At 63.7% G+C, this 19,969-nt stretch carries 13 protein-coding genes; 9 read left to right on the forward strand and 4 right to left on the reverse strand.

All coding sequences use genetic code 11. The features are described from left to right. Nucleotides 1-189: 189 nt before the first annotated feature. Together VRB54_RS02830 and VRB54_RS02835 are read right to left on the reverse strand one after the other, a co-directional pair. On the reverse strand, nucleotides 190-2,151 hold the full coding sequence (locus tag VRB54_RS02830) for a methyl-accepting chemotaxis protein (RefSeq protein ID WP_338479449.1): 1,962 nt from the start codon (nucleotides 2,149-2,151) through the stop codon (nucleotides 190-192). A 53-nt stretch (nucleotides 2,152-2,204) separates the two neighbouring features. After that, a complete protein-coding gene (locus tag VRB54_RS02835; protein ID WP_338479450.1) occupies nucleotides 2,205-3,875 on the reverse strand; it encodes a PleD family two-component system response regulator in 1,671 nt (556 codons plus the stop codon). A gap of 298 nt (nucleotides 3,876-4,173) precedes the next feature. Here VRB54_RS02835 and VRB54_RS02840 point away from each other — a divergent pair, with 298 nt between their 5' ends. From VRB54_RS02840 to VRB54_RS02860, 5 genes are all read left to right on the forward strand, one after another. Further along, nucleotides 4,174-5,241, forward strand: a complete 1,068-nt coding sequence (locus tag VRB54_RS02840; protein WP_338479451.1) for a DUF2333 family protein — start codon at nucleotides 4,174-4,176, stop codon at nucleotides 5,239-5,241. 2 nt (nucleotides 5,242-5,243) lie between these two features. Next, nucleotides 5,244-5,780 carry an NUDIX hydrolase gene (locus VRB54_RS02845; protein ID WP_338479452.1) on the forward strand — a complete coding sequence of 179 codons (537 nt, stop codon included), beginning with the start codon at nucleotides 5,244-5,246 and terminating at the stop codon, nucleotides 5,778-5,780. 183 nt (nucleotides 5,781-5,963) lie between these two features. After that, nucleotides 5,964-6,335, forward strand: a complete 372-nt coding sequence (locus VRB54_RS02850) for a translation initiation factor Sui1 (protein WP_209988113.1) — start codon at nucleotides 5,964-5,966, stop codon at nucleotides 6,333-6,335. Between the two features lie 142 nt (nucleotides 6,336-6,477). Then, the gene (gene speA / locus VRB54_RS02855; protein WP_338479453.1) at nucleotides 6,478-8,391 is read left to right on the forward strand and encodes an arginine decarboxylase; all 1,914 of its coding nucleotides are present in this window, start codon (nucleotides 6,478-6,480) and stop codon (nucleotides 8,389-8,391) included. A gap of 136 nt (nucleotides 8,392-8,527) precedes the next feature. After that, nucleotides 8,528-9,421, forward strand: a complete 894-nt coding sequence (locus VRB54_RS02860) for an alpha/beta hydrolase (RefSeq protein WP_338479454.1) — start codon at nucleotides 8,528-8,530, stop codon at nucleotides 9,419-9,421. Here the strand turns inward: VRB54_RS02860 and VRB54_RS02865 are convergent. Then, nucleotides 9,366-10,703, reverse strand: a complete 1,338-nt coding sequence (locus VRB54_RS02865; RefSeq protein ID WP_338479455.1) for an MATE family efflux transporter — start codon at nucleotides 10,701-10,703, stop codon at nucleotides 9,366-9,368. The genes VRB54_RS02860 and VRB54_RS02865 overlap by 56 nt on opposite strands. A 263-nt stretch (nucleotides 10,704-10,966) precedes the next feature. Between VRB54_RS02865 and VRB54_RS02870 the strand changes: the two genes are divergently transcribed. Next, nucleotides 10,967-15,862, forward strand: coding sequence for an alpha-2-macroglobulin (locus tag VRB54_RS02870; protein ID WP_338479456.1), 4,896 nt, complete (start codon nucleotides 10,967-10,969; stop codon nucleotides 15,860-15,862). Between the two features lie 57 nt (nucleotides 15,863-15,919). Here the strand turns inward: VRB54_RS02870 and VRB54_RS02875 are convergent, their stop codons facing one another. Beyond that, entirely contained in the window at nucleotides 15,920-16,213 is a 294-nt protein-coding gene (locus VRB54_RS02875; protein WP_003233162.1) for a hypothetical protein, read from the reverse strand. Nucleotides 16,214-16,420: 207 nt separating this feature from the next. Here VRB54_RS02875 and pbpC point away from each other — a divergent pair, with 207 nt between their 5' ends. From pbpC to VRB54_RS02890, 3 genes are all read left to right on the forward strand, one after another. Beyond that, the gene (gene pbpC / locus VRB54_RS02880; protein WP_338479457.1) at nucleotides 16,421-18,736 is read left to right on the forward strand and encodes a peptidoglycan glycosyltransferase PbpC; all 2,316 of its coding nucleotides are present in this window, start codon (nucleotides 16,421-16,423) and stop codon (nucleotides 18,734-18,736) included. A 159-nt stretch (nucleotides 18,737-18,895) separates the two neighbouring features. Beyond that, entirely contained in the window at nucleotides 18,896-19,204 is a 309-nt protein-coding gene (locus VRB54_RS02885; RefSeq protein ID WP_338479458.1) for a MazG-like family protein, read from the forward strand. Continuing rightward, nucleotides 19,197-19,946, forward strand: coding sequence for a methyltransferase (locus VRB54_RS02890; protein ID WP_338479459.1), 750 nt, complete (start codon nucleotides 19,197-19,199; stop codon nucleotides 19,944-19,946). The genes VRB54_RS02885 and VRB54_RS02890 overlap by 8 nt, the downstream gene beginning before the upstream one ends. Nucleotides 19,947-19,969: the final 23 nt, after the last annotated feature.

Raw genomic sequence — 19,969 nt, forward strand, 5'->3', positions numbered from 1 at the left:
GTGACTAAGGGCTTGAATCCAGTCATGCGTAACATTGTCTCGAATTCTGTGGAGATCAAATGTGGGAGCTGGCTTGCCCCCGATAGCGGTAGATCAGTTACAGATACTGAGGCTGACACACTGCAACCGGGGGCAAGCCCCCTCCCACCTTTATGATCTCCATTGGGTTTTGGATCTGTATTGGGCAGGTTAGACGCGGAAGGCTTTGACCGCCGTGTTCAGTTGCCCGCCGAGCACCAGCAAGTGTTCTCCCTGGCTGCGGCCCTGGCCGATACGAAGCAGATTGTCCTCGCCCAGTTGATGAATCCGCTCGCTGTTATCGCGTATCTCGCTCACCGCGCCACTTTGTTGCGCGGTCACGTCGGCAATGCGCACCGCCGTCTCGGAAATGGTCTGGATCGCCTCGACGATCTCATCCAGTGCACCATCCGCCGCCTGGGCTTGCTGGGCGGTGGCCTCGGCGTGTTCGACCTGGGCGCGCATGCCTTGCACCGACTGATGGGCAGCGGTCTGCAGGCTGGCGATCAGGCTCTGGATCTCGGCAGTGGCGCCGGCGGTGCGCTGGGCCAGCGAGCGCACTTCGTCGGCGACCACGGCGAACCCACGCCCGGCCTCACCGGCGCGAGCGGCTTCGATGGCTGCGTTGAGCGCCAGAAGGTTGGTCTGGTCGGCAATCGAGCGGATCACGGTAAGCACACCGCCAATGGTGGCCGATTCTTCCGCGAGTTTTTCGATCATTTGCGCGTTCTGCTGCACCTCGCCCACCAGCGCACGCAGCCCGGTCAGGCTCAGGCCGATCACGCGCTGGCCCTGTTCCACCGCCTGGCCGGCGCTGCGACTGGCGCCGGCGGCCTGGCTGGCATCGCCGGCAACCTGCTGAATAGTTGCCTCCAGTTCGCCCAGCGAATCGCGAATCTGCGCGGTATCCCCGGCCTGGCGTTCGGCGCCGTCGTGCAGGCCGCTGCTCAGTTCGGCCAGGGTACGGCTGGTGCCGGCCACCGCTTCGGCATTGCCGCGAATGGTGCCCACCAGCTCCACCAGATACGTGCGCAGACGGTTGAGAGACGCTTCGATGTCATGCAGTTCGCGGTTGGTCCTGCCCAAGGCAATCGGCTGGCTGAAGTCGCCTTCGGCCCAGGTCGACAGGGCCGGTGCCAGGCTGGTCAGCTTGCGCGCCAGATGCCGTTGCAGGGTGTCGATCAGCAGCGCAATCAGCAGGATCAGGCCGATCATCAGCCCTTGCATCAGGCGCACTTCGCCCTGGATCTTGCCGTGCTGGGCGCGCACCACCGGTTCCAGCCCGGCAATGGCCTGCTGTACGGCGGCGATTTTCAGGTGGGTGGCGGCGCTGAGGTCGGTGCGTTGCTGGATCTGTTCGCGGGTGCGCTTGAGTTCGGCGGGGTAGCGGGTGAGCAGGCTGTTGAGTTCACGCTTGAGGTCGACGCCGGTGTCCTGGGTTTCGGTCTTCGTGGTGTTTTCCAAACCCATCAGCGCTGAAAAATCGTCGGTATTGGAGTCGGCGGCGGCCTTGACGCCCAGCAGCGGCAGGTGTTCCAGCACCTCGGCCTGGGTGCGCATATTGCCGACTTCGCGCTCCACATCGTCGGCCAGTTCCGCGCGCCCGCTGCTCACCAATTTGTCGCGGGCCAGGGATAACCGGCCCAGGTGTTGCGACGCCGCCAGCAGCGGCGGCAGGTAGCGTGCGGCGTCTGGCGAGTTTATGCCGTTGGCGTACTGGCTGAGCTGGTCAAGGTTGGCGCCCAATTCGCGCTCGGCTTGCAGCAACAGCGCCTGTGGGTCGCCGGCCAGTTTGCCAGCGGCCAGCAGGTCGGTTCTGCTGAAGGCTTCCAGGTTGGTCAGGCTGGGGCGCAGGTTTTGCGCAAGTTCGGCGGGCAATTCGTCGAGCTGCTGCAACAGGGTTTCCAGGCTCTGGCTGGCGCTGCTCAGGCGCAGGGCATCGCCGCTGGCCAGGTAGTCGTCGATATTGCGCGCGGCGTGGTTCTGGAATGTCTGCGCCAGGCCCAGGTAGCGCTCCATGAGCAAATAGGGACGCTCCAGTGCGCGTTGCGACCACCACAGCGTCGCCCCCAGCGCCAGGCACACGGCCACCAGCAACAGGGTATTGAGATTGGTCAGCAGCTTCAGGCGCATGCGAGGTTTCTACCGACAGCGAAAGATAAGCGCCTGAAGTTATTGCGTTTCCATTACAGCGTTATGACGGAATCAGTCGATTCCGGTGAAAAGATGGCACTTTGATTCGGTGCATGCGCGGCATGCACACGATTGCGTCCAGCGTGCTTGGCGCGGTACAGCGCTTCGTCGGCTTGGGCGGCCATCATCAGGCTGTCGGAATCGTCACGCAGCTCCACCAGCCCGGCGCTGAAGGTGCACCACAAATCCTGCGGCTTGGCCGGGTAGTGGATTTCGGCAAAGCGCTCGCGAATTTCATCCAGCACCTTGCTGGCCGATTCCAGGTCGGTGTCGGGCATCACAATGGCAAACTCTTCGCCGCCGTAGCGCCCGATGTAGTCGGTCTTGCGCAGGCGCTGCTTGAGAAACAGCGCCAGGCTCTTGATCACTCGGTCGCCCATGGGGTGGCCGTGGCTGTCATTGACCCGCTTGAAGTGGTCGATGTCGAGCATGGCAAAGCTCAGCGGCTTGTTCTCGCGGCGCGCGCGGAAGCTGCAGTCTTCGAGCAATTGCAGGATATGGGTGTGGTTGTACAACCCGGTCAGGCTGTCGCGCACCATCCTCGCCTTGAGGTTGCGGGCGCGGGCGGCGCGGTTGCGCACGGTGGTGATCAGGTGACGCGGCTTGATCGGCTTGGTGAGAAAGTCGTCGCCGCCTTCGCTCATGGCGTCCAACTGCTTGTCCAGGTCGTCTTCGGCCGACAGATAGATGATCGGCACGCTCACGTAGCGGTCGTTATGCCGGATGACCTTGGCCAGTTCGGTGCCGGTGCAGGCGGGCATGTACATGTCGAGGATGATCAGGTCGGGCTGGAAATCGGCCAGCTCGGCCATGGCCTGGATCGGCTCGATCAGCGTGCGGGTGACGATGCCGGCGCTGTTGAGCAGCCGCTCGGTGTGCAGCGCCTGGGCCCGTGAGTCGTCGATGATCAACACTTTATAGGGCTCGTACTGGGCGACGCAGGTGAGCACCTCGATCTTTTCCAGCAGGCTCGACGCTTCGAGGGTGCCGGTGAGGAATTCCTGTCCGCCGGCACGCACCGCCGCCAGGCGTGTCGGGGTGTCGGTTTCATGCAGGCTGAAAAACAGCAGCGGCAGTTTTTGCTCCAGTCCCTCCTGGGCTTCGGCGGCGAGCTTGAGGCCAAGGCCTGCGCCGCAGAAATCCACGTCCATCACCAGCGCCGATGGCAGGCGCTCGGCCATGGACGAGCGAAACGCCGCCACGCTGTCCAGGGATTGCGCGCTCAGGCCAAAGAATTCCAGTTGCTTGGCCAGGCGTTCGGCGCGGCCGTGATCGGCCAGCATCACGTAGATCGGCTTGCGCATGGGCGGCAGGAACGTCTGCTCCAGCTGATCGCCCTGGCGCAGGCCGGTGCGCGACAGGCGCTGCATCAGGCGGTTGAGGTCGGTGATCAGGTGGCTGCTCAGGCGGCCGCGATTTTCGTCCACCGCTTTGAGCGATTCACCGATATGCCGCGCCAGTTGGCTGTGTTCGGGCTGTTCGAAGCGCTCGGCAAAGCGCAGCAGGCGCAGGTTGGCCTCGCTGAGTTCGCAAAAGTCGGCCTCGGACCATTCGCTGCGTTGCAGGCGCTGCCAGATCTCGAGAATTTGACGCGCCTGATGAATTACCCGCTGGGCAAAATGCTGCTTGAGGCGTTCACGGCTGGGGTCTTCTGACTCGGTCATATCCTGACTACTAGTTAGGCTGCATGCTGAGGTCGACTGATGGCGCTATGCTAGCACCTCTTTCGGTCGGATGAGTGTTGTATGTCAATAAACTGCGCGCCGCTGATATTCAGTCACGTCCTGCTCGTCGCGTCGCGCAAAAAAAGCGTGCATCCTTTATAGTCGACTGCCCGGCAACCGCCAGTTTGCGCAAAGCCTGCGCACTGACGGGCACGATGGGTTAGGGTTGTGGTCGGAATATTTGAACGCACGCCGCCTTTTGAAGTGCATGAACTCAAGTGATTGAAAGGATATCGCCATGCTGGACTGGAAAAATCGCGCAGGCAGTGCCAAAGGCCCCGCCCCTGAGCCCAAGTCGACCCAACGCGGCTATTTGCGCAGCGTACTGATGAGCCGCGCCGTGCTTGGTGTGCTCGGCTTGTACCTGTTGGTCACCGGCGCCCTTGGCTGGTATTGGAGCGAAGAACCTGCGCTGTTTCCGGTGCAGCAGAATGCCCAGCTTGCCGCCGAGCAGGAAGGCAAGCAGATGGTGATCGGCTATACCACCGTCGAAACCCTCAAGACCGTGGTCGGCACCCTTCTGAACAAGCCGGGTGGCTACATTTCCAACGACCGCTTCCCGCCTGGCCTGTGGATGGACAACATGCCGAGCTGGGAATATGGCGTGCTGGTGCAGGTGCGTGACCTGACCCGTGCCCTGCGTAAGGACTTTGCCCGCTCCCAGTCCCAATCGGCCGAGGACGCTGACCTGGCCAAGGCCGAGCCGCGCTTCAACTTCGACAACAAGAGCTGGGTGCTGCCCTCCAGCGAGTCGGAATACCAGGAAGGCATCAACTCCCTGAGCCGCTACGAAGCGCGTCTGTCCGACCCGAACCAGCGCGGCGCGCTGTTTTATGCGCGGGCCGACAACCTCAACAATTGGTTGGGTGATGTCGCCACGCGCTTGGGCTCGCTGTCGCAACGCCTGTCGGCCAGCGTGGGCCGGGTGAAGCTCAACACCGCGCTGAAAACCGAGGCGCTGGCGCCGGGCGAAGTGCCGCAGGTCGATGAAGAAGTGGTGGAAACCCCATGGATGCAGATCGATAACGTGTTCTACGAAGCGCGCGGTCAGGCCTGGGCCCTGTCCCACCTGCTGCGTGCCATCGAAGTCGATTTTGCCGACGTGCTGGCCAAGAAAAACGCCACCGTCAGCGTGCGCCAGATCATTCGTGAGCTGGAGGCCTCGCAGGAACCGGTTTGGAGTCCTATGATTCTTAACGGCAGTGGCTTCGGTGTACTGGCGAATCATTCGCTGGTGATGGCCAACTATATTTCCCGAGCAAACGCTGCAGTGATCGATTTGCGTCAGCTCCTCAATCAGGGTTGATGATGGACGCTATTCAAAAAGAGGCCGCACACCGAGCGGCCTCGGATGCTGAACTGATCTGCTGGGTGGACGAGCAGGACAACCTGCTCGGCCACCTTGTACGTTCCGACCTTCGCCAGCGCGGCCTGATCGGCCGCTGCACCTTCATTTTTCTGTTCAATGCCAAAGGCGAGCTGTGCGTGCATCGGCGCACCTTGAGCAAGGCGCTGTATCCCGGGTTCTGGGACACGGCAGCCGGCGGCATGGTGGCGGCAGGGGAAAGCTACGCTGTGTCGGCGGCCCGCGAGCTTGCAGAAGAGCTTGGGGTGAGCGGGGTCGAACTGGTCGAACATGACCACTTCTACTTCGAAGACGGCGACAGCCGCCTGTGGTGCACATCCTATTCCGCCGTGTGGGACGGACCGCTGCTCCTGCAGCCCGAAGAGGTCATGGAAGCGCGCTTTCTACCTCTGGACACCGTGCTCGCAGAGGCTGAGCAAAAGCCTTATTGCCCGGACGCTCAGGAGGGCTTGCGACGCTATCTGGCTTCACGTCGCTAAAGCGGCATGAATTGGCGCCATTTGGCCCTTAGCAAGCTGCGTTTTTGCCGTTACACTGCGCGCCTTTTCACCCGAACCGCCTTGGCGGTTCGGTAGCGCTGCCCCTGCCTGAGTGGGGCTTCGCGGTCGATATTCGCCCTGTGCTAACGTCGATCAGTCTCCATCCTCCCAAGAGGATTGCCGGTGGCCAAAAAAGCCGCATCCTTCGCCGCCCTCGGTGGCCTGGTATTTTCCACCGACGCAGGTCGACACTGCCCGGACTGTCGCCAGCCCGTGGACGCCTGCCTCTGCAAACAGACCCTGATCCCCGAAGGTGACGGCATTGCCCGCGTGCGCCGCGAAAGCAAAGGCCGTGGCGGCAAGACGGTGACCACCATCACCGGCGTGCCCCTGGCCGAAGACGCGCTCAAGGAGCTGGCCACCACGCTGAAGAAGCGCTGCGGCACCGGCGGCGCATTGAAGGACGGGGTCATCGAGATCCAGGGCGATCACGTCGAACTGCTGTTGGCCGAGCTGATCAAGCTCGGTTACAAGGCCAGGAAGTCCGGCGGCTGAAGGCCGCTTGCCAACCTGTGTCTAAACTCTGCCCCGCAGGCGAGGTCTCACCTGCTTACAGGCAAATCGTCATTTTCATTCTTTAGACTGCGCCAGCCTCCGCTTGAGGTGGCGCTTTCGCCTTCATTTATAGGGGACTTCGATGTCCGTACGACGCACACGCAAAGACGATGGCAGCCAATGGACCGTTGCGGACAGCCGCAGCGTTTACGGGATTCGCCATTGGGGGGCCGGGTATTTCGCGATCAATGAAGCCGGTCGCGTCGAAGTCCGTCCGAACGGCCCGAACAGCACCCCCGTCGACCTCTACGAGCAGGTCGACCAACTGCGTAAAAGCGGCCTGTCGCTGCCGCTGCTAGTGCGCTTCCCCGATATTCTGCAAGACCGCGTGCGCCAGCTCACCGGTGCCTTCGATGCGAACATCGAACGCCTGGAATACCAGAGCAAATACACCGCGCTGTACCCGATCAAGGTGAACCAGCAGGAAGCGGTGATCGAAAACATCATCGCCACCCAGAACGTGTCCATCGGCCTGGAGGCCGGTTCCAAGCCGGAGCTGCTGGCCGTGCTGGCCCTGGCGCCGAAAGGCGGCACCATCGTCTGCAACGGTTACAAGGACCGCGAGTTCATCCGCCTGGCGCTGATGGGCCAGAAGCTCGGTCACAACGTGTTTATCGTGATCGAGAAAGAATCCGAAGTTGAGCTGGTGATCGAAGAGGCCGCGTCGCTGAAGGTCAAGCCACAGGTGGGCCTGCGCGTGCGCCTGTCGTCCCTGGCGTCGAGCAAGTGGGCGGACACCGGTGGCGAGAAGTCCAAGTTCGGTCTGTCGGCGGCGCAATTGCTGTCGGTGGTCGAGCGTTTCCGCGCAGCCGACCTGGATCAGGGCATCCGCCTGCTGCACTTTCACATGGGTTCGCAGATCGCCAACCTGGCCGACTACCAGCACGGGTTCAAGGAAGCCATTCGTTACTACGGCGAACTGCGCAACCTCGGCCTGCCGGTGGACCATATCGACGTCGGCGGTGGCCTGGGCGTGGACTACGACGGTACCCACTCGCGCAACGCCAGCTCGATCAACTACGACATGGACGACTACGCCGGTGTGGTGGTGGGCATGCTCAAGGAATTCTGCGACGCGCAGAGCCTGCCGCACCCGAACATCTTCTCCGAAAGCGGCCGCTCGCTGACCGCCCACCACGCCATGCTGGTGGTGCAGGTCACCGACGTCGAGAAACACAACGACGAAATCCCGACCATCGAAAACAAGGAAAGCCTGCCGGAAACCGTGCAATGGCTGGTGGACCTGCTGGGGCCGACCGACATCGAGATGGTCACCGAGACCTACTGGCGCGCCACCCATTACATGAGCGACGTGGCCACCCAGTACGCCGACGGCAAACTGACCCTGGCCGAAAAAGCCCTGGCCGAACAATGCTACTTCGCCGTGTGCCGCCGCCTGCACAACTCGCTCAAGGCGCGTCAGCGTTCCCACCGCCAGGTGCTGGACGAACTCAACGACAAGCTGGCCGACAAGTACATCTGCAACTTCTCGGTCTTCCAGAGCCTGCCGGACACCTGGGCCATCGGCCAGGTGCTGCCGATCCTGCCGTTGCACCGCCTCGACGAAGAGCCGCTGCGCCGCGCGGTGCTGCAGGACCTGACCTGCGACTCCGACGGCAAGATCAAGCAGTACGTCGACGAGCAAAGCATCGAAACCAGCCTGCCGGTGCACGCCCTCAACGAAGGCGAAGACTACCTGCTGGGTATCTTCCTGGTGGGCGCATACCAGGAAATTCTTGGCGACATGCACAACCTGTTCGGTGACACCGACTCGGTGAACATCTACCAGCGCGAAGACGGTTCGGTGTACAGCGCCGGCATCGAGACCCACGACACCATCGAAGACATGCTGCGTTATGTGCACCTGTCGCCGGAGGAGTTGATGACCCACTACCGCGACAAGTGCGCGAGCGCGAAGATCTCCGCGTCGGAACGCACCCAGTTCCTGGACGCATTGCGTTTGGGCCTGACGCGCTCTTCGTACCTGTCCTCGTAACTCATGTGGCAGGGGGCTTGCTCCCGATTGCGGTTTGTCAGTTGATGCATGTGTTGACTGACACACTGCCATCGGGAGTAAGCCCCCTCTCACATTTGAAGCACTGCTGATCCTGAAATTTTGTGGGGGCTGAGCAATGTCGAGCAAATGGCTGCAAATGTTCACCCTGGCGATGGCTGCCTTCATGGCCGCCTGCTCGCCCATCAAAGTGCTCAATGCACTCACGCCCTCCAGCACCTTCACCAAAACACCCGCAATCGCCTATGGCAGCGACCCCCGGCAGAAGCTCGATGTCTACCGGCCACTCCCGGCCGTCTCGAATGCCCCCGTGGTGGTGTTTTTCTACGGCGGCAGCTGGAACAGTGGCTCCAGAGAAGATTACGGTTTTGTCGGCGAAGCCCTGGCTTCGCGCGGCATTGTGGTGGTGATTGCCGATTACCGGCTTTACCCGCAGGTGCGTTACCCCGCGTTTCTCCAGGACGGCGCCAAGGCAGTGGCCTGGGCCGTTCAGCACAGCGCGGACTACGGCGCCGACCCTGGGCGCCTCTACGTGATGGGCCATAGCTCCGGCGCCTACAACGCTTCGATGCTGGCGCTGGATGCACGCTGGCTGAAAGAGGTGGGCCTGGCACCGTCGATATTCAAAGGCTGGATCGGCCTGGCTGGGCCTTATGACTTTCTGCCGATTGAAAATCCGGACGTGAAACCAGTGTTTTTCTTCCCTGATTCACCGCCGGATTCGCAGCCGATCAACCATGTCAGCGCTGCGGCGCCGCCCAGCCTGTTGATTGCTTCCAACGATGACAACCTGGTCAATCCCACGCGCAATACCGGTGGGCTGGCTGAACGACTGGCGGCGGCAGGCGTACCGGTGCAGACGTTCTACTTCGGTCGCACCAACCACCAGACGCTGGTGGCGGCCATGTCCAAACCCCTGCGTTGGCTGGCGCCGGTGCTGGAGCGCGTCACGGCATTCATCCAAGCCAGCGACCCTGTCGATTCAAGCGCCAGGCAATTGCCCACAAGGTAAGGCTGCGCACGGCCATGAACAGCAGGAAGCTGATCCACAGGCCGTGGTTGCCGTAACCCTGCAACAGCCAGGCGATGGGCAGCAGGATCAACACCGTCAGCAGCATGCCGTTGCGCATCTCCCGCGCGCGGGTGGCGCCGATAAACAGCCCGTCGAGTACGTAACTCCACACCGCAATCAGCGGCAGCACGGCCAGATACGGCAGATAGCGGTCGGCGGTGTCGCGTACGCTGGGGATGTCGGTCTGCATGGCAATAAACAGATGGCCGGCGAAGGTGAACAGCAGGGCGAAGCCGACGCTGGCGATCAGTGACCAGCCGCAGGCGACGATCAGTGAGCGGCGCAGGGCCTGGCGGTCATGGGCGCCGATGGCGTGACCGCACAGGGCTTCAACCGCGTGGGCCAGGCCGTCCAGCGCGTGGGCGGTCAGCAACAGGCCATTGAGCAGCAGCGCATTGGCCGCCACCGTGGCATCACCCAAACGCGCGCCTTGCACGGTGATCATGAAAAACACCGACTGCAAGGCCAGGCTGCGGATAAAGATATCGCGGTTGACCGCCAGCAGCGGGCGCCAGTTCTGCCACACCTTGAGCGCGGCCCAGGCGATCTGTCCGGGGTAGGCGCGCAGGGCCTTTTGCGTGAGTGCCAGCCCCAGCAGGGCGCCGGTCCATTCGGCGATCACCGACGCGCGGGCGGATCCGACCACGCCCCAATCCAGGCCGAGCACGAACCACAGGTTGAGTGCGATGTTCACCAGGTTGGTGGTCAGCAGAATCGCCAGCGGCGCACGGGCGTTCTGCGTGCCGAGAAACCACCCGACCAGGGCGTAGCTGGCCAGCGCGGCAGGCAGGCCGAACAGGCGGGTGTGGAAGAACTCGCGGGTGAGTTGGCCCAGTTCGGGCGAGGGCTGCATCCATTCCAGCGCCAGATGGCTGAGGGGGATGCCCACGGTGCCGAGCAGCATCGCCAGGCCCAGCGCCAGCAGCAGACCCTGCAGCAGAATTTGCCGCAACGCCGCGCCGTCATTGCGCCCGGCAGCCTGGGCGGCAAAGCCGGTGGAGCCCATGCGCAGAAAGCCCATGGCCCAGGCGAGGAAGGTATACAGCGTGGCCCCGACTGCGACGGCGCCCAGCTGATGGGCGTGGGGCAAGTGGCCGATGACCATGCTGTCGACCAGCGCCACCAGCGGCACTGAAATATTCGAAAGAATCATCGGCGCCGCCAGCGCCCAGACACGGCGATGAGTGGGGCGGTCGTGCCAGTCGTTCAGTAAGGTCGGCATGGGGGCTCCTTCGGGGAGCGGCATTGTAACCTCGTATTAACCACACCAAGGAACCAATGTGGGAGGCATTGTCGCGCAGCAAACAGAGCCTCTGTGGCAAGCCCGCTCGCCACAGGAGTGGGGTTGCCTGAAGTTTCAGGTTTTAAAATCAACCCGTTATTTTGTGTTTGATAAAAGGTCTCTCCACCTTTTGATCTCCAGCGGCAGTCTCGCTACGGCTGATATATAGTTCACACCCGGTTCCCTCTCACTACGAGTGCCCCATGCTTAACAAAGGATTGTTCCTGGCCTGTGCGCTGGCCCTGCTGAGCGCCTGCGATTCTTCCGATAAACCGGCCGCACCGTCTGCGCCCAGCGCGGCGGCGGTGCCCAAATCGGCCAAGGCGGCGCCGGATGTGGCAGCGTTGAAGCAGCGCTACGCCGGGCGCGAGTTGAGCGTGGTGGACGTGTCCGAGGTGCAACTGGACGGCGCCAGCACGCTGTCGGTGAGCTTTTCCATTCCCCTGGACCCAGATCAGAAATTCGCTGACAAGCTCCATCTGGTCGACAGCAAATCCGGCAAGGTCGATGGCGCCTGGGAGCTGTCCGACAATCTGATGGAACTGCGCCTGCGTCACCTGGAGCCGCAGCGCAAGCTGGTACTCACGGTCGACCCCGGCGTGAAGGCGGTGAACAACAACCTGCTGCCCGCCGAATACACTGCGCGCCTTGAAACCCGCGACCTGCAAGCCACTGTGGGTTTTGCCAGCCGCGGCACCCTGTTGCCCACGCGTCTGGCCGAAGGTTTGCCGGTGATCGCGCTGAATGTCGACAAGATCGATGTGGAGTTCTTCCGCATCAAGCCCGAATCCCTGCCAACGTTCCTGGCGCAATGGGGTCGCAACACCAGCCTGCAAAGCTATGAATCCCAGGAACTGCTGCCCCTGGCCGACCTGGTCTACGGCGGCCGCTTCGACCTGAATCCGGCGCGCAACACCCGTGAAACCCTGTTGTTGCCGATCGCCGGCCTCAAGCAATTGCAGCAGCCGGGCGTGTACCTGGCGGTGATGCGCGCATCGGGCACCTACAACTATTCGCAACCGGCGACGCTGTTCACCTTGAGTGATATCGGCCTGTCGGTGCACCGCTACGCCAATCGTCTGGATGTGTTCACTCAGGCACTGGAAGGCGGCAAGGCGCTGGAGGGCGTCGAGCTTGAAGTGCTGGACGCCGAGGGCCGCGTATTGGGTCAGGGCAAGACCGAACAGGGCGGCCACGCCGAGTTGCCGCTGCCGAAAAAGGCCCAGGTGCTGCTGGCCAAACAGGGCGAGCAAACCAGCCTGTTGCGTCTGGACAGTGCGGCGCTGGACCTGGCCGAATTCGATATCGGCGGGCAACCGTCGCACCCGTTGCAGTTTTTTGTGTTCGGCCCGCGCGATCTGTATCGCCCCGGCGAAACCGTGCTGCTCAATGCCCTGCTGCGCGACAAGGATGGCAACCCCGTCAAGCCGCAGCCGGTGAGCGTCGAGGTGCGCCGCCCGGACGAACAGGTGAGCCGCAAATTCGTGTGGGAGGCCGATGCCTCCGGCCTCTATCAATACCCCTTGCAACTGGCCGGCGAAGCGCCGACCGGGCGCTGGCAACTGGTGTTCGACCTGGGCGACGGCAAGCCGCAGTTGTATGAATTTCTCGTCGAGGATTTCCTGCCCGAGCGGTTGGCGCTGGAACTCAAGGGCAGCGACACCGCACTGAGCCCGGCGGACAACCCGGTGATCCAGGTGAATGGGCGCTACCTGTACGGCGCCCCGGCGTCGGGCAATCGGGTCAGCGGCCAGGTGTATGTGCGCCCGCTGCGCGAAGCGGTCAAGTCGCTGCCGGGTTACCAGTTCGGCTCGGTCACCGAAGAAGAGCTGAGCCAGGATTTCGAGCTGGACGAAAGCGTGCTCGACGCCAAGGGCCAGCAGGCGTTGACCCTGGAAAGCAAATGGGCCGAGGCCAAATCACCGCTGCAACTGATCGTGCAGGCCAGCCTGCAGGAGTCCGGCGGGCGCCCGATCACCCGGCGCCTGGTGCAGCCGATCTGGCCGGCCGAGCAACTGCCGGGCCTGCGCGGGCTGTTTGACGGCAAGGAAACCAATGGTGACGGCCCGGCGGAATTCGAAGTGCTGCTGGCCAACCAGGCGGGGCAGAAACTCGCCGCGCAGAACCTCAAGGTGCGCCTGGTGCGCGAGCGTCGTGACTACTACTGGAACTACTCCGACAGCGACGGCTGGAGCTATCACTTCAACGAAAAATTCCTCAACCTCGACGAGCAGACCCTCAACATCAAGGCCGGCGATACCGCCAGGGTCAGCTTCCAGGTGGAGTGGGGCCCTTACCGCGTCGAGGTTGAAGACCCGCAGACCGGGCTGGTCAGCAGCCTGCGGTTCTGGGCCGGCTACCAGGCCCAGGACAACACCGAAGGCGGCGCCGTGCGGCCGGATCAGGTCAAGCTGGCGCTGGATAAACCCGCCTATGGTGACGGCGACACCGCCAACGTCACGGTGATGCCGCCGGCGGCCGGCAAGGGCTACCTGCTGGTGGAATCCGCCGAAGGGCCGTTGTGGTGGCAGGAAATCGACGTGCCGGCCGAAGGCAAAAGCTTCGCCGTGACACTCGACCCGAAATGGGCGCGGCATGACCTGTACGTCAGCGCCCTGGTGATTCGTCCCGGCGAGCGCAAGGCCAATATCACCCCCAAGCGCGCCGTGGGCCTGCTGCACCTGCCGCTGGATCGCACCCAGCGCAAACTCGGCCTGACCCTCACCGCGCCGGAAAAAATGCGCCCCAAACAACCGCTGACGGTGAAGATCGCCGCCAAAAATGCCGACGGCAGCGTGCCCAAGCAGGTGCATGTGCTGCTGGCGGCGGTGGACGTGGGCATCCTCAATATCACCGAATACCCGACGCCCGACCCGTACTCCAGCCTGTTCGGCCGCAAGGCCTACGGTGTCGATCAGTTCGACATCTACGGCCAGTTGATCGAAGCCGGGCAGGGCCGTCTGGCCAGCCTGGCGTTCGGTGGCGACGCCGCGCTGGCCAAGGGCGGCAAGCGCCCGGACACCAGCGTGACCATCGTCGCCCTGCAAAGCGCGCCGGTTACCTTGAACGAGCAGGGTGAGGGCGAAGTCAGCGTCAACATTCCCGACTTCAACGGCGAACTGCGCCTGATGGCCCAGGCCTGGAGCGATGACCGCTACGGCATGGCCGAGGGCAAGACGGTAATCGCCGCACCGCTGATCGCTGAACTGTCGGCGCCGCGCTTTCTGGCCGGTGGCGACCAGACCACCCTGGCGCTGGACCTGTCCAACCTGTCAGGCAAGGCGCAGAAACTGGAGGTGCAGTTGAGCGCCGAAGGGCAACTGGAGCTGGTCAATGGCGGTGCGCAAACCGTCGAGTTGAAACAGGGCCAGCGCACCACGTTGCGCATTCCGGTGAAAGCCTGGGGCGGCCTGGGGCAGGGCAAGGTCAAGGTGAGCGTCAATGGCCTGGACCTGCCAGGGGAAAACCTGCCGCCGTTCAGCCGCGAGTGGACCCTGGGCGTGCGCCCGGCCTACCCGGCGTTGCTCAAACATTACCGCGCGGTGCTCAAGGACCAGCCGTGGAACCTGCCGGCGGGCGCGCTGGATCAGTTCGATGCCTCCGGGCGTGAGGCGCTGTTGAGCCTGTCGAGCCGACCGCCGTTGAACCTGGGCGCGCAAATCGCGGCGCTCAAGGCGTATCCCTACGGCTGCCTGGAGCAAACCGCCAGCGGCCTGTACCCGTCGCTGTATGCCGATGAGGCGTTGCTCAAGCGCCTGAGCATCAAGGGCGAACCGGACGCCGAGCGTAAGCGCAAGATCGAGCTGGGCATCGAGCGTCTGCTGGGCATGCAGCGCTATAACGGCAGCTTTGGCCTGTGGGGCGCCGATGGCGAGGAGGAATACTGGCTGACCGCCTACGTCACCGACTTCCTGCTGCGCGCCCGCGACCAGGGTTTTGCCGTGCCGCCTGAAGCCTTGAAAAAAGCCAGTGAGCGCCTGCTGCGCTATGTGCAGGAGCGCAACCTGATCGAGGTGGATTACAGCGACAACGCCGAACACACCCGCTTTGCCGTGCAGGCTTACGCCGGCATGGTGCTGGCGCGCAGTCAGCAGGCGCCGTTGGGCGCATTGCGCAGCATTTTCGAGCGACGCAGCGACGCCCGTTCCGGGTTGCCGCTGGTGCAATTGTCCATCGCTTTGCAGAAGATGGGCGACCAGCCGCGTGCCGATCAGGCATTGCAGGCAGGGCTCGCCGCCCAGCGCAGTACCAAGGAATGGCTGGCCGACTACGGCAGCCCGCTGCGCGATCAGGCGATGATCCTGGCGTTGCTGGAGGAAAATGACCTGGCCAAGGGCACGCGTGAAGAGCGCCTGTTCAGCTTGTCGGACCAGTTGGCGGCTAGCCCGTACCTGTCGACCCAGGAGCGCAACTCACTGTTCCTGGCCGGGCGGCTCGGGTTTGCCCAACCCGAGGCGAACTGGCAGGTCGCATTGACCGGCAGCGGCGGTGCGCAGGCACTGAACAACCAGCACTCGACTGTGCAACTGGATGACAAGTCGCTGTCGGACGACCTCAGCCTGAGCAATGGCGGCGAAACGCCGGTGTATCAGCAACTGACGATTTCGGGTTATCCACAGGTGCCACCGGCGCCGGGCGGCGACAACCTGAGCATCCGCCGCGAATACCTGGGCATGAACGGCCAGCCGTTGAACCTGCGTAACCTCAACAGCGGCGACCTGGTGCTGGTGCACTTGACGGTCGGCGCCAAACAGCGCGTGCCGGATGCGCTGGTGGTGGACCTGCTGCCGGCCGGCCTGGAGCTGGAAAACCAGAACCTGGCGCAAAGCGCCGCCAGCCTGGAAAACGCCAGCAGCCAGGTGAAGGAATGGCGCGAGTCGATGCAGAATGCATCGCTCAAGCATCAGGAGTTCCGCGATGACCGCTATGTGGCGGCGCTGAATCTGGATGGCTCCGGCGCCACGCACCTGCTGTACCTGGCGCGTGCGGTCACCCCGGGCACCTACCGTGTGCCGCCGCCGCAGGTGGAGTCGATGTACCGGCCGAATTGGCAGGCGGTGGGCGAGACCCCGGCAGACATGGTGATCAAGGGCCGCTGACGGCCCGATGTATAAGGGGGCAAATGTGGGAGGGCGCCAGCGCTCTCCCACAGGGGATCAGTGCACCACCCAACTGAGCAACCACAACCCCAGCATCAGCCAGATGATGCCCATGATGATCGAGGCGCGCATGAACGCACGCACCGCCGAGTACAGCAGCATCAGGCCGATGATCAGGGTGATGATGCTGATGATCGAGGTGTCCATGCCCAGGGTGCGCGACAGGCCTTCGACAAAGTTGCCGCCCGCATGGGTCAAGGCCCCGAACAGGCCGCTGAGGCCGTCGACGATAAACCGGATCACCGAACCCAGTGCCTGGCCCAACCATTCGAAGAAGCTTTCTACCTGCATGTGTGTGTCCTGATGAGAAGGTGGGCGTGTGTGCCTTTGGTTGCCGATAACGCGGGCTAGTTCCCTGCAAGCATAGAGGTTTGGCGGTTTGAGTTTTCGATTAATCATGCAGCTCAAGGTGGGAGGGGGCTTGCTCCCGATAGCGGTGTGTCAGCTGTGAATAAGTTGGCTGGAAGGTCGCCATCGGGAGCAAGCCCCCTCCCACAGGTGCTGCGCTGGGCCTTTGCAATTGTGTTGTTGGTGATAGCGCTGTTGTGGCTGGTCGACCGCCTCTGGCCCTTGCCGCTGCCCCAGGACGACCTCGCCCGTGTGGTGCTGGCCGAGGATGGCACGCCCTTGTGGCGCTTTGCCGATGCCAACGGTGTATGGCGTTACCCCGTGCAAACCGGTGAAGTCTCGCCTTATTACCTCGATGCTCTGCTCACTTACGAAGACCGCTGGTTCTACGAACACCCCGGCGTAAACCCGCTGGCGCTGGTGCGTGCCACCTGGCAGAACCTTACCGGCGCACGTGTGGTGTCGGGCGGCAGCACCCTGTCGATGCAGGTGGCGCGCCTGCTCGACCCGCATTCGCGCACCTGGCACGGCAAGTTGCGCCAGCTGTGGCGCACCGCGCAGCTGGAATGGCACCTGTCCAAGAAGCAGATTCTCAACCTCTATCTTAACCGCGCGCCGTTCGGCGGTACCTTGCAGGGCGTGGCGGCGGCCAGTTGGGCGTACCTGGGCAAGTCTCCGGCGCAGCTCACCCGTGCCGAAGCCGCTTTGCTCGCGGTATTGCCCCAGGCGCCCAGCCGCCTGCGCCCGGACCGCCACCCGCAGCGCGCCCAGCAGGCCAGGGACAAAGTGCTGCGCCGCCTCGCCGAGTTCCAGGTGTGGCCGCAGGCAGCGGTCGATGAGGCCCTGGAAGAACCGCTGCTGCTGGCGCCGCGCCTGGAACCGAGCCTGGCGCCGTTGCTCGCGCGTCGCCTTAACCGCCCGGACAGCCCGCCGCTGATCCGCACCACGCTGGACGCCACCCTGCAGCGCCGTCTCGAAGACCTGTTGCTGGGCTGGCGCGCGCGCCTGCCCGAGCACACCTCGGCCGCGATTCTGGTGGTGGAGGAAGAAACCATGGCCGTGCGCGCTTACCTGGGCTCGGTGGACATCAACGACGCCAGGCGCTTCGGCCATGTGGACATGATCAGCGCCCTGCGCTCGCCCGGCTCGACCTTGAAACCGTTTTTGTACGGCATGGCCCTGGACGAGGGGCTGATTCATTCTGAGTCGCTGTTGCAGGACGTGCCCCGGCGCTATGGCGATTATCGCCCGGGCAATTTTTCCATGGGCTTTACCGGCGCGGTGCCGGCCAGTACCGCGCTGTCCAGTTCATTGAATCTGCCGGCGGTGCAGTTGCTGGAAGCCTACGGGCCCAAGCGGTTTGCCGCGCAGATGCGCATCGGCGGCGTGCCGCTGGCATTGCCCGCGCTGGCCGAGCCGAACCTGGCGCTGATCCTCGGCGGGGCTGGCAGTCGCCTTGAGGATTTAGTGAGTGGCTACAGTGCGTTTGCCCGCGACGGCAAAAGCGCAACTATTCGTTTGCAGCCGGACGACGTCTTGCGCGAGCGTCCGTTGCTGTCGCCAGGGTCCGCCTGGATTGTGCGGCGCATCCTCAGCGGTCAGGCGCGGCCCGACCGTGACCCGCGTGCCGAACTGGTGCAACGCCCGGCGCTGGCCTGGAAGACCGGCACCAGCTATGGCTTTCGCGATGCCTGGGCGATTGGCGTGGGGCCGCGCTATCTGATCGGCGTGTGGATCGGCCGGCCGGACGGCACGCCGGTGCCGGGGCAGTTCGGCCTGGCGTCGGCGGCGCCGTTGATGTTGCAGGTGCACGATGTGCTGGCCAACCGCGACAGCCAGCGCGGCATCAGTGCGCCGGTCAAACCGGTGCCGGCCAATGTCGGGGTGGCAGCGATCTGCTGGCCGCTGGGCCAGCCCATGAGCCGCAGCGACCCCAATTGTCGGCGCCAGCGCTTTGCCTGGACGCTGGACAACACCACGCCGCCGACCCTGCAGGCGCTGGACCAGCCGCTGAGCGTGGGCCTCAAGGAAACCGTGTGGGTCAACGCCAAGGGCTTGCGCGTCGACGCCCATTGCCCCGGCGCGGTTGCGCGAGATATTGCCCTGTGGCCCGCGCCGCTGGAACCGTGGCTGCCGAAGGTGGAGCGCCGTGAAGCGCGGATTCCGGCGGCGGACCCGGGTTGCCCGCCGCCGGCACTGGCGGCGGCGTCGCCGTTGTCGATTGTCGGCGTGCGCGAAGGTGACCAGTTGCGCCTGCCGGCCGCCAGCCAGCAGACGCTGCGCCTGAAGCTATCGGCGCTGGGGGGCAGTGGTCGGCGCTGGTGGTTCCTCAACGGTGCGCCGCTGGGGGACAGTGCCAATCAGGACAGCATCAATGCCGGCTTTGATCGGCTCGGGCGTTATCAACTGAGTGTGCTGGATGAGGCCGGGCAGACGGCCAGGCTTGAGTTCAGCGTTGTTGATTAAGGCCTCATCGGGAGCAAGCCCCCTCCCACATTTTCAGGTGTGAATACCTTCAAATGTGGGAGGGGGCTTGCTCCCGATAGTGTCCTGAAGGCCAGCGCAGGCTATTCACTTGCCTTCAAAGCCCATCCCCCTGAAGCTATACCCCTTCAGGAGCCCAGCATGAACCTCGAACACCTCACCGAACGCCTGCACCGCATCCGCGATACCAACGACTGGAAGCAATTCCACAGCCCGAAAAACCTGGCCATGGCTGCCAGTGTGGAAATGGCCGAGCTGGTGGAAATCTTCCAATGGCTCAGCGAAGACCAGTCGCGCCAGCTACCGCCGGAAAAGCTCGCCCACGCCGGGCAGGAAGTCGGCGATATCGTGTTGTACCTGCTGCTGCTGTGCAGCGAACTGGGCCTGGACATGGACGCGGCGGTGCGCGCCAAGCTGGCCGACAGCGAACGGCGGTTTGCCCATGAGTGACCGCCACTTCGACCAGTTGGCCACGCGCTTCGCCGAGAAGATCTACGGCGGCGCCAAGGGCGCCATCCGCCTGGCGGTGCTCCAGGCCGACCTCGCCGAGGCCTTGCCGCAGCGCCCATTGCGGGTGCTGGACATCGGCGCGGGGCTGGGCCACATGTCGCTGTGGCTGGCCGAACGCGGCCACACGGTGACGCTGGCCGAGCCCGCCGCGCCGATGCTCGACGGCGCGCGCCAGCGTTTTGCCGAGGCCGGGCAGAGCGCAACTTTCATTCATGCGCCCTGGCAGGATCTGCCCGACCAGCTCACCGAGCCCTACGACCTGGTGCTTTGCCACGCCGTGCTGGAGTGGCTGGCCGAACCTCACGCGATTCTGCCGGTGCTGCACCAGTTGACCGTGCCGGGTGGCTGGCTGTCGCTGGCGTTCTACAATCGCGATGCGCTGATCTACCGCAACCTGCTCAAGGGCCACTTTCGCAAGATGCGCAACAATGACATGGCCGGTGAGAAGCAGAGCCTCACGCCCCAGCAACCCCTGGATCCACGGGAACTGGCGGCGCAACTCGCCGGCGCGTGGCAGGTCGAAAGCCAAAGCGGTGTCAGAGTGTTTCACGATTACATGCCGGTGGAATTCCAGGCCCGCGCGCAGTTGCAGGACCTGGTCGAGATGGAGCTCGCTCATCGTCGTCACCCAGCCTTTGCCGGACTTGGGCGCTATTTGCACTGGATGTGCCGTCCGGTTTAAGCACGCCAGTGTGCGGAGGTCCG

The organism is Pseudomonas trivialis, assembly GCF_036864995.1.
Lineage (GTDB): Bacteria > Pseudomonadota > Gammaproteobacteria > Pseudomonadales > Pseudomonadaceae > Aquipseudomonas > Aquipseudomonas trivialis.

Coding starts and splice junctions, on each gene's coding strand:
- VRB54_RS02830 (WP_338479449.1), bottom strand. CDS start 2,151: ATGCGCCTGAAGCTGCTGACCAATCTCAATACCCTGTTGCTGGTGGCC.
- VRB54_RS02835 (WP_338479450.1), bottom strand. CDS start 3,875: ATGACCGAGTCAGAAGACCCCAGCCGTGAACGCCTCAAGCAGCATTTT.
- VRB54_RS02840 (WP_338479451.1), top strand. CDS start 4,174: ATGCTGGACTGGAAAAATCGCGCAGGCAGTGCCAAAGGCCCCGCCCCT.
- VRB54_RS02845 (WP_338479452.1), top strand. CDS start 5,244: ATGGACGCTATTCAAAAAGAGGCCGCACACCGAGCGGCCTCGGATGCT.
- speA (WP_338479453.1), top strand. CDS start 6,478: ATGTCCGTACGACGCACACGCAAAGACGATGGCAGCCAATGGACCGTT.
- VRB54_RS02860 (WP_338479454.1), top strand. CDS start 8,528: ATGTCGAGCAAATGGCTGCAAATGTTCACCCTGGCGATGGCTGCCTTC.
- VRB54_RS02865 (WP_338479455.1), bottom strand. CDS start 10,703: ATGCCGACCTTACTGAACGACTGGCACGACCGCCCCACTCATCGCCGT.
- VRB54_RS02870 (WP_338479456.1), top strand. CDS start 10,967: ATGCTTAACAAAGGATTGTTCCTGGCCTGTGCGCTGGCCCTGCTGAGC.
- VRB54_RS02875 (WP_003233162.1), bottom strand. CDS start 16,213: ATGCAGGTAGAAAGCTTCTTCGAATGGTTGGGCCAGGCACTGGGTTCG.
- VRB54_RS02885 (WP_338479458.1), top strand. CDS start 18,896: ATGAACCTCGAACACCTCACCGAACGCCTGCACCGCATCCGCGATACC.
- VRB54_RS02890 (WP_338479459.1), top strand. CDS start 19,197: ATGAGTGACCGCCACTTCGACCAGTTGGCCACGCGCTTCGCCGAGAAG.